10 protein-coding genes are annotated in these 15,113 nt (G+C 71.3%); 6 read left to right on the forward strand and 4 right to left on the reverse strand.

Annotation, left to right across the window (positions count from 1 at the left end; genetic code table 11):
- Positions 1-46 precede the first annotated feature (46 nt).
- From ACIBVP_RS06825 to ACIBVP_RS06835, 3 genes are all read left to right on the forward strand, one after another.
- Complete coding sequence (locus tag ACIBVP_RS06825; protein ID WP_396105041.1) at positions 47-1,099, forward strand: DUF2330 domain-containing protein; 1,053 nt, start codon at positions 47-49, stop codon at positions 1,097-1,099.
- Between the two features lie 161 nt (positions 1,100-1,260).
- Entirely contained in the window at positions 1,261-2,775 is a 1,515-nt protein-coding gene (locus tag ACIBVP_RS06830) for an NCS2 family permease (protein WP_396105042.1), read from the forward strand.
- Between the two features lie 20 nt (positions 2,776-2,795).
- A complete protein-coding gene (locus tag ACIBVP_RS06835) occupies positions 2,796-3,344 on the forward strand; it encodes a DUF742 domain-containing protein (protein ID WP_396105043.1) in 549 nt (182 codons plus the stop codon).
- On the opposite strand, the gene ACIBVP_RS06840 is transcribed toward ACIBVP_RS06835, so the two are convergent.
- Complete coding sequence (locus ACIBVP_RS06840; RefSeq protein WP_396105044.1) at positions 3,345-3,842, reverse strand: SRPBCC family protein; 498 nt, start codon at positions 3,840-3,842, stop codon at positions 3,345-3,347.
- Between the two features lie 81 nt (positions 3,843-3,923).
- Positions 3,924-4,799, reverse strand: a complete 876-nt coding sequence (locus tag ACIBVP_RS06845) for a bile acid:sodium symporter family protein (RefSeq protein WP_396105045.1) — start codon at positions 4,797-4,799, stop codon at positions 3,924-3,926.
- 97 nt (positions 4,800-4,896) lie between these two features.
- Here ACIBVP_RS06845 and ligA point away from each other — a divergent pair, with 97 nt between their 5' ends.
- The 3 genes from ligA (at position 4,897) to ACIBVP_RS06860 (ending at position 11,645) form a co-directional block, all read left to right on the forward strand.
- Positions 4,897-6,912 (forward strand): NAD-dependent DNA ligase LigA, encoded by a 2,016-nt coding sequence (gene ligA, locus ACIBVP_RS06850; RefSeq protein ID WP_396105046.1) that lies wholly within the window; start codon positions 4,897-4,899, stop codon positions 6,910-6,912.
- A 113-nt stretch (positions 6,913-7,025) separates the two neighbouring features.
- Positions 7,026-8,960 carry a glycosyl hydrolase family 18 protein gene (locus ACIBVP_RS06855; RefSeq protein ID WP_396105047.1) on the forward strand — a complete coding sequence of 645 codons (1,935 nt, stop codon included), beginning with the start codon at positions 7,026-7,028 and terminating at the stop codon, positions 8,958-8,960.
- Between the two features lie 459 nt (positions 8,961-9,419).
- Positions 9,420-11,645 (forward strand): hypothetical protein, encoded by a 2,226-nt coding sequence (locus ACIBVP_RS06860; protein WP_396105048.1) that lies wholly within the window; start codon positions 9,420-9,422, stop codon positions 11,643-11,645.
- Between the two features lie 41 nt (positions 11,646-11,686).
- Here the strand turns inward: ACIBVP_RS06860 and ACIBVP_RS06865 are convergent, their stop codons facing one another.
- Together ACIBVP_RS06865 and ACIBVP_RS06870 are read right to left on the reverse strand one after the other, a co-directional pair.
- Positions 11,687-13,033, reverse strand: a complete 1,347-nt coding sequence (locus ACIBVP_RS06865) for an FAD-binding oxidoreductase (RefSeq protein WP_396105049.1) — start codon at positions 13,031-13,033, stop codon at positions 11,687-11,689.
- Positions 13,026-14,915 (reverse strand): ABC transporter ATP-binding protein, encoded by a 1,890-nt coding sequence (locus ACIBVP_RS06870; protein WP_396105050.1) that lies wholly within the window; start codon positions 14,913-14,915, stop codon positions 13,026-13,028. The genes ACIBVP_RS06865 and ACIBVP_RS06870 overlap by 8 nt, the downstream gene beginning before the upstream one ends.
- Positions 14,916-15,113: the final 198 nt, after the last annotated feature.

Consider the following 15,113-nt stretch of genomic DNA (forward strand, 5'->3'; position numbering starts at 1 on the left):
ACAAACTCGCCGGAACCCGGCGACCCGCCCGGCACGTCCGACCGCCATGTCTTTCGGTGGTGTGACGGCCAGGGCGGCGGTCGTGGCGGCGGTGACCGCGACGCTGGTGACGTTCGGCCCGGCCGAGTCGGGTGCGTGTGCGTGCGGTGCCTTCGTCGCCGACGACAAGCTCTCCGCGCAGCAGGAGACCGCGTTGGTCGACCTGCACGGGCGGACGGAGTCGATCACGCTGTCCGTGCTGGCGCGGTCGGCCGCGGACGAGGCGGCGTTCCTGATGCCGGTGCCGTCCCGGGCGCGGTTCGAGGTGGCCGACGCGGACGTGTTCGCCGAGCTGGACGAGATCAGCAAGCCCGACGTGGAGGTGCGGGAGGTCGTCGTCGACGGCGACGGGTCGGGTGCGGCGCCCGACTCCGGTGGCGGCGCCACGGTCGTCGATCATGTCGAGATAGGACCGTTCGAGGTCGCGCAGCTCGCCGGTGACGACGCGACGGCGGTCACCACCTGGTTGGCGGACAACGGTTTCACGATGCCCACCGACCTGACCGCGCCGCTCTCCACCTACCTCGCCGAGGGCTGGCTGATCGTCGCCGTGCGGCTGGCGCCGTCGTCCGGGAGCCTCGAGGAGGGGCTGCCGCCGATGCGGGTGTCCTTCGAGACCGACACGCCCGTGTACCCGATGCGGCTGTCCGCGACGGCCGACTCCAACCAGCCGCTGCGCCTGTACGTCCTCGCCGACCACCGGGTCGACGTCAGCAACCCGGCGCCGGGCGGCGGCGCACCGGAGTTGACGTTCGCGGGGCGGGTCGAGCCGGGCCCCGCGCACCCGGTCCTGTCGGCGGCCATGTCCGGTCCCCGGTATCTCACCCGCTACGACGGCGAGTTCCGGCCGGAGCGCATCGACAGCGACATCCGGATCACCACCGCGGCGACCGACGAGCCGTACCGCGCGGTCGTGGTGGTGACCGAGTACGTCTCCTCGCCGTGGCCAGTGTCGTGGCCGCTGCCGGGGCTGCCGCTGCCGCTGGCGGCGGTGGCCGTGCTCGCCGTCGCGGCGGTCGTCGGCGGCGTGGCCGTCCGGCGTGGACGCCGACGCGCGTAGTCCTCAATGGACTGTGCATATGGGAACGTGGTGAATCGTTTCATCCTGGGTGATGGGTCACAGATGCCCTGAACGGCCTATTGACCGTGCAACGCAGCTCGCTACCGTGGGCGCGGCACGCCAGATGATCAGCGTGAAGCGCACGTCAGGGAGTCAACCGAATGGTCACCGATCGCATCCCACGGGTTCCGCGCGACACTTCAGGCGGGCGTAGAACACCGGGCGCGATCGACCGGTACTTCGGCATATCCGAGCGCGAGTCGAACTTCGGGCGCGAGATCCGCGGTGGCTTCGCGACGTTCTTCGCGATGTCCTACATCGTCGTGCTCAACCCGCTGATCATCGGCACGGTCGCGGACGCCGACGGCAACCTGCTCGGCGGCGCGGGCAGCGTGCCGGAGAGCATCGCGATGGTCGGCAGCGTCACCTCGCTCGCCGCCGGCCTGCTGACGATCCTCATGGGTGTGGTCGGCCGGTACCCGTTCGCGATCGCGGTCGGGCTCGGCCTCAACTCGTTCCTCGCGGTGTCGGTCGCGTCGCAGATGTCGTGGCAGGAGGCGATGGGCCTGGTGCTGATCGAGGGCGTGGTCATCACGCTGCTCGTGATCACCAAGGTCCGGGTGGCGGTGCTGCACGCCATCCCGTCGGACCTGAAGACGGCGATGAGCGTGGGCATCGGGTTGTTCATCGCGTTCATCGGCCTCGTGGACTCCGGTTTCATCCGGCGTGTCCCGGACGAGGCGGGCACCACGGTGCCGGTCGGTCTCGGGGTGGGCGGCACGCTCACCGGGTGGCCGATCGTCGTGTTCCTGACCGGGTTGATCCTCACCGCGATCCTGGTGATGAAGAAGGTGCGCGGCGCGATCATCATCGGCATGGCGACGAGCACGGTCCTCGCGATCATCATCGAGGCGGTGTTCAAGCCCGGCCCGTCGCTGGTGGACGGCAAGCCGGTGCCGACCGGCTGGCAGCTCAACGTGCCGACGATGCCGTCGGACATCGTCGCGCTGCCGGACCTGTCGCTGATCGGCGACGTGGATCCGTTCGGCGGGTTCGCGCGGGTCGGTGTGCTCGCCGCGCTGATGATCGTGTTCACGCTGATGCTGTCGGACTTCTTCGACACGATGGGCACCGTGGTCGGACTGTCCGCCGAGGCGAAGCTGCTGGACAAGGACGGCCAGGTGCCGGGTGTCGGCAGGGTCCTGCTGGTCGACTCGCTGGCCGCGGCGAGCGGTGGCGCGGCGTCGACCTCGTCGAACACCACCTATATCGAGTCGGCTGCCGGTATCGGCGAGGGCGCGCGGACCGGTTTCGCGAACATCGTCACCGGTGGCCTGTTCCTGGTCGCGATGTTCATCGCGCCGCTGGTGTCGATCGTGCCGTTCGAGGCCGCCACGCCGGCGCTGGTGATCGTGGGTCTCGCGATGATGGCGCAGATCCGGCGCATCGACTTCAGCGACGTCGCCATCGTGATCCCGTGCCTGCTCACGGCCGTGCTCATGCCGTTCTCGTTCTCCATCGCGGTCGGTCTGGGCGCGGGCATGATCACCTACGTGGTGCTGCGGACCTTCCAGGGTCGGGCCCGTGAGGTTCACCCGCTACTGTGGGGCGTCGCCGCTCTGTTCGCGCTGTACTTCGCAGCGCATCCGATCCGGGTGGCGCTGGGCATCGGCTGACGACCGCACAGGCGGACGGTATGGACATCTTCGGGATGTACGGCTCGCGTTCCGACGACGAGGCCGCCCGTGGGCCCGAGCCGGAACCGGGCCCCGAGCAGGCCCCGGAGCCCGTCCCCGAGCCTGTCCGCGAGCCGCCGCCGGTCGAGCCGGAGGAGGAGACCGCGCCGATCGAGCGGGTGGTGTCTGCCCAGGAGGACGCGGTCGCGCACTTCATCGAGTCGATGGACGGCGTCGAGTTCGACGGTCAGATCGTCCGCCCGTACGCCCGCACCGGCGGCCGCACGAGGTCGGCCGCCGGTCTGGAGCTGGAGACGATGCTGTCGCTGACGGTGCCCGAGGTGCCCGCCGACCTGCCGCCGGACCACTACGCCGTGGCGGAGCTGTGCCTGCGGCCGATCTCGGTGGCGGAGGTGGCCGGCTACCGGTCCCTGCCGATCGGCGCGGCCCGCGTCATCATCTCCGACCTGCTGGAGTACGGGCTGGTGGCGACCGCGGGGCCGGTGACCGCGGGTGCCCCGACGATGGATTTGATGCGCCGGGTGCTGGAGGGCCTGCACCGGCTCTGATCAGCGCTCGAAGTGGGCCTTGAGCCTGGTCAGCGTGGTGGCGATGTTGCCGGTGTTGGTGGCGGCGCGGTCGGGCTGGCCGGTGATGAAGATGGCGATCGGCACGAACCAGCCGGGTACGCGGAGCCAGTTCGTGACCGTGAGGCGGCAGCCCGTGCCGTCGGGTTCCATGTCGTACTCCCAGCGGGAGATCGGCACGAAGAACGGGGTGCGCACGCGGTAGGCGAAGCGGCGTCCCGGCTCGGCCTCGGTGATCTCCGCGTGCGTCACCCAGCGGCGCCACCCGTTGCGGTTGCTGCCGGAGAACCAGTTGCCGACCGCGGGCCCGGTCGCGCCGCGGATCCACTTGGCCTTGTAGAACTCCTCGGCGAACGCCGCCATCGCGACCGGGTCGCTGACCAGCTCGTACACCTCGTCGGGCGAGGCGTCGACGCGCACGTCGCCGGTGGCGAGCGGCGCGGTGTAGGTCAGCTTGTCCCTCGGGTTCGTCACTGTCATGCCACGCCTCCCAGTAGCCCCTGCCGCCACCTCACCAGCGGGTGACGGCAGGGTCAACGTGGCTCCACAACGGGACAAGCGTCAGCGGACCGACGGCTCAGGCGCTCGTGCGCTCCCGCGGGCGAAGTGGATCGCGGCCAGCCCGGCGGGGACGAACATCAGCGTGCCGTAGACCGCGGCGGGCACGACCATGTTTATGTTCCCGAACACGGACGAGGCGACGGTCATGGCGAGCACGGCGTTGTGGACCCCGATCTCCATGGCCGACGCGATCGACTGCGCGCGGTTCACGCCGGCGAGCCGGGGCGCCCAGTAGCCGACGGTGAAGCTGAGGGCGGTGAGCGCGAGCGCGACCCCGCCGATGGTGCCCATGTTGGTGAAGATCGTCTCCCGGTTCTGCGCGACCGTGCCGACGAGCATGACGACGAGGACGACCACCGACGTCTTCTTCACGGGGCCGCGCATCCGTGCGGCGAAGCGCGGGTGGGCGCGGTTGCACCACATGCCGACGGCGACGGGGACGAGCACGACGGCGAACACCTGGACCAGCTTGTCGAGCTGCAGGCCGACGTTCGCGCCGTCGCCGAGGAAGTGCCGAGCCGACAGCCCCACGACGACCGGCAGGGTCACGACGGCGACCACGGAGTTGATGGCGGTGAGCGTGACGTTCAGCGCGACGTCACCGCGGGCGAGGTGGCTGAACAGGTTCGCCAAGGTGCCGCCGGGCGAGGCGACCAGGATCATCATGCCGACCGCGAACACCGGCTCGACCCCGGCCAGCTCGACCATCGCGAAACAGAGCAGCGGGAGCACGGCCAGCTGGCAGGTCAGCGAGACGAGCACGGCCCTGGGCGCGGTGAACACGCGCGTGAAGTCGGCGGTGGTCAGCGCCAGGCCGAGGCCGAGCATGACGACGGCGAGCGTGGCCGGCAGGAGCACGGTGAGCAGCGGTCCCATGTCCGCAGTGTCGGGGACCGGCAGGTCCGGTCGCTTCCTCGACAGTGCGGACTCGAAGTGCGCGTTTTTGTCGGTGGTCGCCGGTAGGTTGTGCGCCGTGAACGCTCGGGAACGCATCCAGGAACTCGCCGACCGCGTCGTCGTGCTGCGTGACGCCTACTACCGGGGCTCGCCGCTGGTGGCGGACGCGGAGTACGACGCGATCGAGGACGAGCTGCGCGCGCTGATCGAGGCGCATCCGGAGTGGGCGCCGGACCCGAACCCGCTCGACAAGGTGGGCGCGCCGACGGTGCTGCACGCGCCGGTGCGGCATTCGCGGCCGATGCTGTCGCTGGAGAAGGCGACGCGGCCGGAGCAGGTCGTGGCGTTCTTCGAGCGGTTCCCCGGTCAGCCGGTGGTGGTGATGCCGAAGCTGGACGGGTTGTCGCTGGCGCTGGTGTACGAGGACGGCAGGCTGGCCAGAGCGGTCACGCGGGGTGACGGCACGACGGGTGACGACGTGACGGTGCTGGTGCGTGCGCTGGTGGACGGGGTCCCGGCGCGGGTGCCGGCGCCGGGCCGGGTGGAGGTGCGCGGCGAGGCGGTGATGCTGCGTTCGACGTTCGCCGCGTACAACACGGCGCATCCCGACCGTCCGCTGATCAACCCCCGGGGCGCCGCGGCGGGCACGTTGCGGGCGAAGGACCCGGCGACGGTCGCGGAGCGGCGGCTGCGGTTCTTCGCCTTCGACCTGGACAGCGACCCAGGCAGCGACCCGGACGCGGCGGAGACCCACGTGGCGGCCGACGTGGAGACCGGTCTGCGGACATTGGGTTTCACGTCGGCGGACATGGTGCACTGCGACGGCCCGGCGGCGGCGCAGGAACGGATCGCGTCGATCGAGGCGCGGCGGGCGGACCTGGACTACGACCTGGACGGCGCGGTGCTGCGCCTGGCGGACCGGGACGCCTACGCGGCGGCGGGCACCCGTTCGAGCTCCCCGCGGGGGGCGCTGGCGTACAAGTTCGCGGCCGAGGAGAAGACGACGGTCCTGGCGGACGTGGTGTGGGACGTGGGCAAGACGGGCAAGATCGCGCCGGTCGCGCAGCTGGAGCCGGTGTTCGTGGGTGGCACGACGGTCACGCGTGCGACGCTCGCGAACCAGGAGGTGATCCGGGCGCGCGGCATCATGATCGGTGACACGGTGCTGGTCCGCAGGGCGGGTGACGTGATCCCGTTCGTGGCCGGTGTGCTGGACGAGTCCCGGCGCACGGGTGCCGAGCGGGCGATCGTGCCACCGGCGACGTGCCCGTCGTGCGCGCAACCGGTGACCGAGCAGGGCAACAGCCGGGAACTGTTCTGCACCAACGTGTCCTGCCCGGCGCAGACGGTGCGCCGGCTGGTCCACTGGGCGTCGCGGGCGGCGGCGGACATCGAGGCGGTGGGCCCGGTGTGGATCGAGCGCCTGGCGGAGGCGGGGATCCTGGAGAACCCGTCGGACCTGTACCGCCTGACGAAGGAACAGCTGCTGGAGTTCGACCGCATCGGCGAGGTGTCGGCGGTGCGGATGATCGAGTCGATCGACGCGAGCCGCCGCGTCGGGCTGCGCCGGGCCCTGATCGGCCTGGCGATCCCGATGGCGTCGGAGGGCACGGCGGCTCGCCTGTGCCGTGCGGGTTTCGGCTCGCTGGAAGAGGTGGCCGACGCGGGCGAGGACCGGTTGGTCGCGGTGGAGGACATCGGGCCCAAGGTGGCGGCGTCGCTGACGGAACACCTGACGCGGCTGCGTCCGGAGCTCGCGCGGTTGCGCGAGTCCGGCGTGTCGTTGGACGTGCGGGAGGAGGACCTGCCACCCGTGGTGGCGTCGGACGCCCCGCTGGCGGGCAAGACGGTGGTCGTCACCGGCACCATCAGCGATCCCCGCTCGGGTGAGAAGGTTCCTCGTCCCACGTTCCAGCGCCTGTGCGAGAAGGCGGGCGCCACGCCCGCGTCGTCGGTGTCGGCGAGCACGGACTTCCTGATCACCGGCGCGGACGTGGGCGCGAGCAAGCTGACGAAGGCGGAGAAGCTGGGTGTCGAGGTGGTCGACCAGGGCCGGATCTGGCAGCAACTGATCGCGGCGGGCATCGTCTGACGCCCGGCCACTCCCCCGGGTTGCATTCCGGTGACGAGCGTGGTCTAGACCTTGAGTTTGCCATGGTCTAGACCACACCGTTAGAGCACCCTGCTCACAACCGGAGGAGTTCGATGTCTCCCAGACACAGACGTCTAGGCGCCTTCCTCTTCGCGGCAACCCTCGCGCTGACCGTCCCCGCCACTGTCCCCACCACCGCCCACGCCGCCACGAATCCGACCGCCACCTTCTCCCGGGTCTCCGACTGGGGCACGGGATTCACCGGGCAGGTCGTCGTCACGGCCGGGGACACCGCCCTGTCCGGCTGGACCGTCGAGTTCGACATGCCCGCGGGCACCAGCATCGGCTCCACGTGGGAAGCCGACATGACCCGCACCGGCGACCACTACCGCTTCGTCAACCGCTCCTACAACGGGTCCGTCGCGCCCGGCGCCTCGACCGCGTTCGGGTTCAACGGCACCGGTTCCGGGTCGCCGTTGAACTGCACCGTCAACGGCAGCCCCTGCGACGGGTCCCCGGGTGGCCCCGACACCGAGGCGCCGACCACCCCGGGTGGGCTGAGCGCGGGTGACCCGACCAGCACCACCGTCCCCCTCGCCTGGGAGGCGGCCCAGGACAACACCGGGGTCACCGCCTACGACGTCTTCCAGGGCAGCGCCCAGGTCGGCAGCACGCCCTCGACCGCGTTCACGGTCGGCGGGTTGCAGCCGAACACCACCTACACGTTCCAGGTCCGGGCGCGCGACGCGGCAGGCAACGTGTCACCGTTGAGCGCGCCGGTGTCCGCGACCACCGACGAGCAGGGGACTCCGGGCCCCGGCGGGAAGCGGAAGGTCGGTTACTTCACCCAGTGGAGCATCTACGACCGCGCCTACTTCGTGAAGAACCTCGACACCTCCGGCTCGGCCGCGAAGCTGACGCACATCAACTACGCGTTCGGCAACATCGACTCGTCGGGTCGTTGCTTCCAGGCCAACCAGCTCGGGCAGGGCGACGCGTGGGCGGACTACCAGCGGCGGTTCACGGCCGACCAGACGGTGAGCGGCCAGGCCGACGTCTACAACCAGCCGCTGGCGGGCAACCTCAACCAGCTCAAGCAGCTCAAGGCGAAGTACCCGCACCTGAAGGTCAACCTCTCCCTCGGCGGCTGGACCTGGTCGAAGTACTTCTCCAACGCGGCGCTGACCGCCGCCTCCCGGCAGGCCCACGTGTCCTCGTGCCTCGACATGTGGATCAAGGGGAACCTGCCGCAGCTGGGCGGGGAGCCGCAGGGCGGGCCGGGGGCCGCGGCCGGGGTGTTCGACGGCATCGACATCGACTGGGAGTGGCCGGGCAGCGAAGGCAACACCGGCAACGTCATCCGGCCGGAGGACAAGCAGAACTTCACGCTCCTGCTGCAGGAGTGGCGTCGTCAGCTCGACGCGTACGGCGCCACCACCGGCGAGCACTACGAGCTGACCGCGTTCCTGCCCGCCGATCCGGACAAGGTGACCGCGGGCTTCGAGGCCGGCCGGATCTTCGACTACCTCGACTTCGGCACGCTGCAGGGTTACGACCTGCACGGGGCGTGGGAGCCGGTCACCAACAACCAGTCCGCGCTGCGGTTGCCCGCCGGTGACCCCGGTCCGAAGCCGTTCAGCGTCGAGATCGCGGTGAACGCGTGGCTCGGTGGCGGCGCGCCAGCGGACCGGCTCGTGCTCGGTGTCCCGTTCTACAGCCGCGGCTGGACCGGGGTGACGAACGCGAACAACGGTTTGCACCAGAACGCGTCCGGGCCGGCGCCGGGGCGGTACGAGGCCGGGATCAACGACTACAAGATGATCAAACCGTTGCTGGGCAGCGGTTACACGCTGCACCGGGACGCGCAGTCCGGGCATGCGTGGCTGTTCAACGGGTCCACGTTCTGGACGTTCGACGACCCGACCGAGATCGCCCGCAAGACCGCGTGGATCAGCGACCACGGGCTCGGCGGCGCGATGATCTGGTCGATGGACGGCGACACGCCGGACGGTGAGCTGATGACCGCGGTGCACCAGGGCATCGGCTGACGGTACGACCCCGGGTGGCTGCTTCCGCGACGCGGCGGAAGCAGCCACCCGGCTTTTTCACCCGCCCGGCCGATCGGACTGGGTTGAACCGGCACATCTTCGCGGACAAAACCCACCGAGACCGGCATTCCGGAATACTCCGTCCGACAACTTTGCGCCAAGAGGCGGAAAGATTGCAGGCGCCGACGACAATCCAGCGCGGAAGTCAGCGGAAAATCGGCAGGTCGACCCCATGGTCGAGATTTCTGTTGACCCTGAAGGACGAACCGCACCCGTGCGAAACGCACGGTTCTCGCCCGTAACGCCTACGTGCTCCCGGAACGACGCAGGAAAGGACCTGTTGTCCCTATTGCCGAAAGGGAGCAGATGCACACTCGTACACGACAGAAAACCACCCGAAGACGTACCCGATTGTCGGCCGCCGTCTCCGCCGCCGTTCTGGTACCCATCACGCCGGTCGTGCTCGCCACACCGGCCGAGGCGGTGGTGGCCGGCACGAACGTCCTGTACACACTGGACGAACACTTCGACGAGGGCGTCCTGCAGGACGTGAACCACGACGCCCCGAACAACGACCAGCAGCAGCTCGACAAGGCGGACGTTTTCTTCCCGTACGTCAACATCGCGGCGTCCGCCCGCGGCACGATGGTGCGGATCGACGTGAACACGGGCGAGACGGTCGGCGAGTGGTTCTCCGCACCGTCCGGGCGTGGCCGGGATCCCTCCCGCACCACGGTGGACCGGCTGGGCAACACGTGGTTGTCCAACCGGGCCGAGTCCTCGGACGTCGACGGTGACGGCAACCCCGACGGCTCGATCACCCGGGTGGGCGTCGTGGTCGGTGGCACGCGGGTGAACGGGGACGGCTCCGCCAACCCGGCGGGCGACTACCTCGCCGGGCCGTTCGCCTACAACACGTGCCAGGACCGCGACGGCGACGGGCTGATCGCCACCTCGCGCGGGCTCGGCGACATCCGGCCGTGGACCAACGCGGGCGGCGTCGACAACGACGGCGGAGTGGCGACCGCGGCCGACGAGTGCCTGATCAACTACACCAGGGTCGCGGGCACCAACACCCGCACCGTCGCGGTCGACGCGAACAACGACGTGTGGACGGGCGGCGCGGACACCGAGCACGAGAAGGTGTCCGGCGCGACCGGCGCCCCGGTGCCGGGCACCCGCTTCGACCTCGGGTGCGGTGGCTACGGCGGCCTGGTGGACCAGGCTGGCACGCTGTGGTCCGCCCGCTACGGCACCAACCTGCTGCGCTACGAGCCGGGCGGCGGCAGCGGCGCCTGCCTGGACCTCTCGCACGGCGACTACGGGCTCGGCCTCGACCCGAACACCGGTCACGTCTGGCACACCACGGTCAACCGGGGCCTGGTGGTGGAGCTGGATCCGGCCACGGGCGACGTGCTCGGCTCCTTCCCGCACGGCAACACCTTCGCCCAGGGCGTCGCGGTGGACCGGGACGGCAACGTGTGGGTCGCGCACTCGATCCTCGGCGGCGGGCAGACCACGGTCGGTCACCTGCGCACCGACGGCACGTTCGTCGGCAACGTGACGCTGCCGGGCGGCGCCGGGCCCACCGGTGTCGCGGTGGACACCAACGGCAAGATCTGGGTGGCGAACCTGAACACGAACAACGCCATGCGGATCGACCCGGACGCCGGTCCGGTCGGCGGTGGCGGGTTCCCGGTGGGTGCGGTCGACCTGACCGTGGACCTCGGGGCCGGTGCCGCGCCGTACAACTACAGCGACATGACCGGTTCGGTGCTGGGCGAGGTCACGGCACCGGTCGGCACGTGGTCGGTGGTGCAGGACGGTGGCGTCGCGGGTCAGACGTGGGGCCGCGTCACCTGGAACACCGAGGCGCAGGGCAGCGTCCCGCCGGGCACGAGCATCACCGTCGAGGCCCGTGCGGCCGACACGGAGGCCGGGCTGGCGGGCGAGTCGTTCGTCCCGGTGGGCAACGGCGCGCTGTTCTCGCTGACCGGCCGGTACATCGAGGCGCGGGCGACGTTGACCGCGGGCCCGGACGGCACCAGCCCGGTGCTGTCGGACCTGCGGATCCGGACGGCGGAACGGTCCGGGGTGTTCTCGTGCCAGGCGACCGCGCTGAACCTGGCGGGGATCGTCGTGGCGCGGGCCAACCCGCCGGACGTGCCGTGCGTCGACGACCACGAGCAGGTGGCGGACGTGAACCTGAACGCGGGCATCCTGACCGTGCGGGCGAACGTGCTGGAGGCGACGACCGACCAGACGCCGGACACGCTGACCGGGTCGCCACCGGCGGCCGGTGACGCGTCGACGGCGGCCGCGCGGGTGGACTCCACGAAGGTGACGGCGACGCTGGTCACCATCGAGCTCGGGGTGATCAGCTCGTCGGCGAAGGCGGAGTGCGTCGCTGGGCCGGGTGGGCTGGCGCCCCAGTTCACCGGTTCGTCCACCATCGCCAGCCTGAAGATCAACGGGGTGTCGGTGACGGTGGGCAGTGCGCCGTTGACGATCCCGCTGGTGATCGGTTCGTTGCGGCTCAACAGCACCACGACGACCGCGACGAGCGTGACGCAGCAGGCGGTCGTGCTGGACACGCTGCTCACCGACCTGGTGATCGGTGAGGCGAAGGCGAACGTGGAGGCCAAGCCCGGCAACCCGGGCGGGAACCCCTGCACGGTCGTGTGACAGAACGAGGTGGCCGCGGCACCACCACCGCGGCCACCTCGTTACCGGATCGACTGCGCGAACCGGAAGAACCCGTCCGGGTCGTACTTCTCCTTGACCGTGCGGAGGCGGTCGGCGTTGGCACCGTGGTAGGCGGTCATCCAGTCCGTGAGTGCCGGGTCGGGGAAGTTGGGGTAGGCGCCGCCGGTCCCCCACGGGTGGATCACCTGCCAGCTGCGGGCGAGCCAGTCCAGGGCCTCGCCGCCGCGGCGGGCGGCGCCGTTCGGGCCGAGGATCACCGTGTGCTTGACGAGGTAGTCGGCGTCGCGGTGGACGAACGCGGTGTCCTCGGGCCGCACGCGGCCGTAGGCGCCGCGCCAGGGCGTGAACGCGACCTGCCGGAACTCGCCGAACACGCGGTCGGCCGCGAAGTGGGTGACGAGGTCCGCGATCGCATGGGCGGGCAGAGCACGGGCGAAGAACTCGGTCTTGGCGCTCATCATGCCGGGCCGGTGCTGGGTGAGGGGGATGGCGACGGGGTCGTGGGCGACGGCGGACGCGGGGGTGGCGTGCAGGAGTGCGGCGTCGGCGGCGCCGAGCCGCGTGACGTCGGAGCGCCGCGGTTCACCCGCCCGGTCGAGCAGGTCCGCGAGGTCTGCCGGATCCGCGAGGGTGCCGACGAGCATGACCTCGGGGTCCTCGTCGAGCTGGTCACCGCAGACGAGCACGAGTTCGACGGACACGTCGTCGGGAGGCGTCCACTCGAGCCAGTGCCGCAGGAGCGCGGGCGCGGCGGTGAGGTCCCAGATGTGGCGGACGTGGGTGCGTGGTGTCGACGGCGCGGTGGCGAAGGTGGCGGCGGTGACGACACCGAAGTTGCCGCCGCCCGCGCCGCGCAGCGCCCAGAACAGGTCGGGTTCGTGGTCGGCGTCGACGTGCACGACCTGGCCGTCGGCGAGCACGACCTCGGCGGACAGCAGCCGGTCGCAGGTGAGTCCGTGGAGTCTGCCGTGGGCGCCGAATCCGCCGCCCAGTGCGGTGCCGACGAGCCCGACCGACGGGCAGGACCCGGCGGGGACGAGCCGCTCCCCCGGTGCCAGCGCGGCGGCGAGCTGTCCGACCCGCACACCGGCGCCGACGGTCACGCGGGTGCCGTCGACGGTGATCGAGTCGGCGGGGGTCAGGTCGAGCACGAGGCCGTCGGACGCGGAGTGGCATGCGTTGCTGTGGCCGCCGCCGCGGATGGCGAACGGCCAGTCCCGTTGCCGTGCCACGGCGAGTGCCTCGACCACGTGTGCCGGGCCCGCACAGCGGGCGACGGCGCGGGGCAGTGTCTCGTCGGGGCGGCCGATGAACTGGTTGCGGGACAGGTCGTACCGGTCGTCGCCGGGGTGGACGAGGTCAAGCATCGGCGGTCACCGAGTGCATGCGGGCCTGCAGTTCGTACAGTTCGGCGTACCGGCCGCGCAGCCGCATGAGGTCCTCGTGGGTGCCCTGCTCGGCCAGTTCTCCGTCGTGCATCAGGAAGATCCGGTCGGCGTGGCGGACGCTGGCGAGCCGGTGGGTGATCAGCACGACGGTCCGCTCGCGGGCGAGCATCCGCAGCGACTCGTAGACGGCGAACTCGGCCTTGGCGTCGAGGGGTGCGGTGGGTTCGTCCCAGATCAGCAGTGGCGCGTCGCGGTAGAGGCCGCGGGCCACGGCGAGGCGCTGCCACTGGCCGCCGGACAGTTCGACGCCGCCGCGGAACTGCTTGGACAGCAACGTGTTCCAGCCGTCGGGGAGCCTGCCGACGACGTGGTCGGCGCCGGACTGCCCGGCGGCGTCGCGCAGTGCGAGGCCGCCGGGGTCGGTGCGGTCGTGCCTGCCGACGCGGATGTTGGCCCATGCGGTGTGCGGCCACCGGACGGGGTCCTGCAGCACCATCATGACGCGGCGGGCTACGGCGGCGCGGTCGAGTTCGCGGAGGTCGCGGCCGTCCCAGCGGACGTGTCCGGACGTGGGTGCGTAGAGGCCGGCGATGAGCTTCGCGAGCGTGGTCTTGCCGGAGCCGTTCTCCCCCACGAGCGCGATGGTCTGGCCGCGTTCGACGGTGAACGTGACGTCGCGCAGGGCCAGCGCGCGGCCGGGGCTTTCGGGGTAGGCGAAGCTGACGTGGTCGACGTGGATGCGTTCGGGGTCGGTCACGTCGTCCCCGGCGGGTGGGGTGGCGGGCGCGGTGGCCTCGTCGAGGAAGGCGAGGTAGTCGTTGACGTACATGCCCTGCTCGATGAGCTGGTTGGCGGCGAGCACGAGCCGGTTGAGCGCGGTCGTCGCGACGCGGATCGCGATGACGGCGGTGCCCGCGACCGCGAGCGGCACCCACCCGGCGTGCACGAGGAGGCCGAGGACGACGTAGGTGACGGCGAGCCCGACGCCGGTGAGTGCCCGGCCGACGCCGCGGACCCGGGCCTGTGCGACGCCGCGGCGGACGTCCTCGTCGCGCAGGGGGTCGGCGACGAGCCGGTATTCGTGCAGCACGAACGGTTCGGCCTGGCAGGCGCGGATCTCGGCGGCGGGTTCGCGTTCGGTGGCGAGTTCGGAGACCATCTGGACGCGCCGGTCGAGGGTGACGGCGCGGGCGACGCTGGCGTAGGCGAGCATGGCGGACCGCTGCACGGCCCACGCGTCGGGCAGCACGGCGAGGACCAGCACGGGCAGCAGCAGGGGGTGCAGGACGCTCAGGCTGCTGGCCGCGGCGGCGATCCCGAGGATCGACCCGATCAGCTCGATGAGGTTGTTGGTGGCGCGTTCGAGGTAGAACAGGCCGCGGTCGCGGGCGCGGTGCATGCGGTCGTGGAAGCGGGCGTCGTCGAATGCGGCGAGGTCGGCGTCGAGGCTGGCGGCGTAGAGCCGTTCCTCGGCCAGGCGGCGGACCGACGGGGTGATGCGGGCGTGGGCGAGCGCGACGCCGACGTCCATGGCGCCGCGTGCCGCGAACGCACCGCCGACGAGCAGCAGCCCGGGCAGGGCGGCGACGAGCCGGTCGGCGGTCGGCCCGCTCGCGAGCAGTTCGGTGAGCACCTCGCTGGTGGCGAACAGGCCGAACGCGGCCGCGAGCCCGGAGACGACCTGCATGACCGCGACGGCGGCCGCGGACCGGGGCGCGGCCTGCCAGATCATCTTCAGGACGGGCCAGGTGACGGCGGGCAGCCCGCGCACGACCCGGCGGGGCACGTCGCGGCCCGCTTCCTGGTCGAGCTGCCAGTGCGGGGTCTGCAGCGCGCCTTCGCGGGGGTCGGTTTCGGTCACCGTGCCTCCGGGTGGGTGGGCCGCATCAGCGTGGCGTCGGTTTGCCGGACAGCGGTTCGGGCGGCGGTGTTCAGTCGGGCCGCGTGCGAGTCGCCGGTGAGATCAGTGGTCTGCCGCCGGGGTGCCTCCGAGACGCCTTCGCGCGGGGCAGGTCCAGTCACGGCGCCTCCGGGGCGGGGTCTTTCGCGCGTGCCGTTC

The organism is Actinophytocola sp. NPDC049390 (assembly GCF_044466355.1).
GTDB lineage: Bacteria > Actinomycetota > Actinomycetes > Mycobacteriales > Pseudonocardiaceae > Actinophytocola.

Excerpts from the sequence above, each read along its gene's own strand:
- ACIBVP_RS06825 (WP_396105041.1), top strand. The coding sequence starts at position 47 with ATGTCTTTCGGTGGTGTGACGGCCAGGGCGGCGGTCGTGGCGGCGGTG.
- ACIBVP_RS06830 (WP_396105042.1), top strand. The coding sequence starts at position 1,261 with ATGGTCACCGATCGCATCCCACGGGTTCCGCGCGACACTTCAGGCGGG.
- ACIBVP_RS06835 (WP_396105043.1), top strand. The coding sequence starts at position 2,796 with ATGGACATCTTCGGGATGTACGGCTCGCGTTCCGACGACGAGGCCGCC.
- ACIBVP_RS06840 (WP_396105044.1), bottom strand. The coding sequence starts at position 3,842 with ATGACAGTGACGAACCCGAGGGACAAGCTGACCTACACCGCGCCGCTC.
- ACIBVP_RS06845 (WP_396105045.1), bottom strand. The coding sequence starts at position 4,799 with ATGGGACCGCTGCTCACCGTGCTCCTGCCGGCCACGCTCGCCGTCGTC.
- ACIBVP_RS06855 (WP_396105047.1), top strand. The coding sequence starts at position 7,026 with ATGTCTCCCAGACACAGACGTCTAGGCGCCTTCCTCTTCGCGGCAACC.
- ACIBVP_RS06865 (WP_396105049.1), bottom strand. The coding sequence starts at position 13,033 with ATGCTTGACCTCGTCCACCCCGGCGACGACCGGTACGACCTGTCCCGC.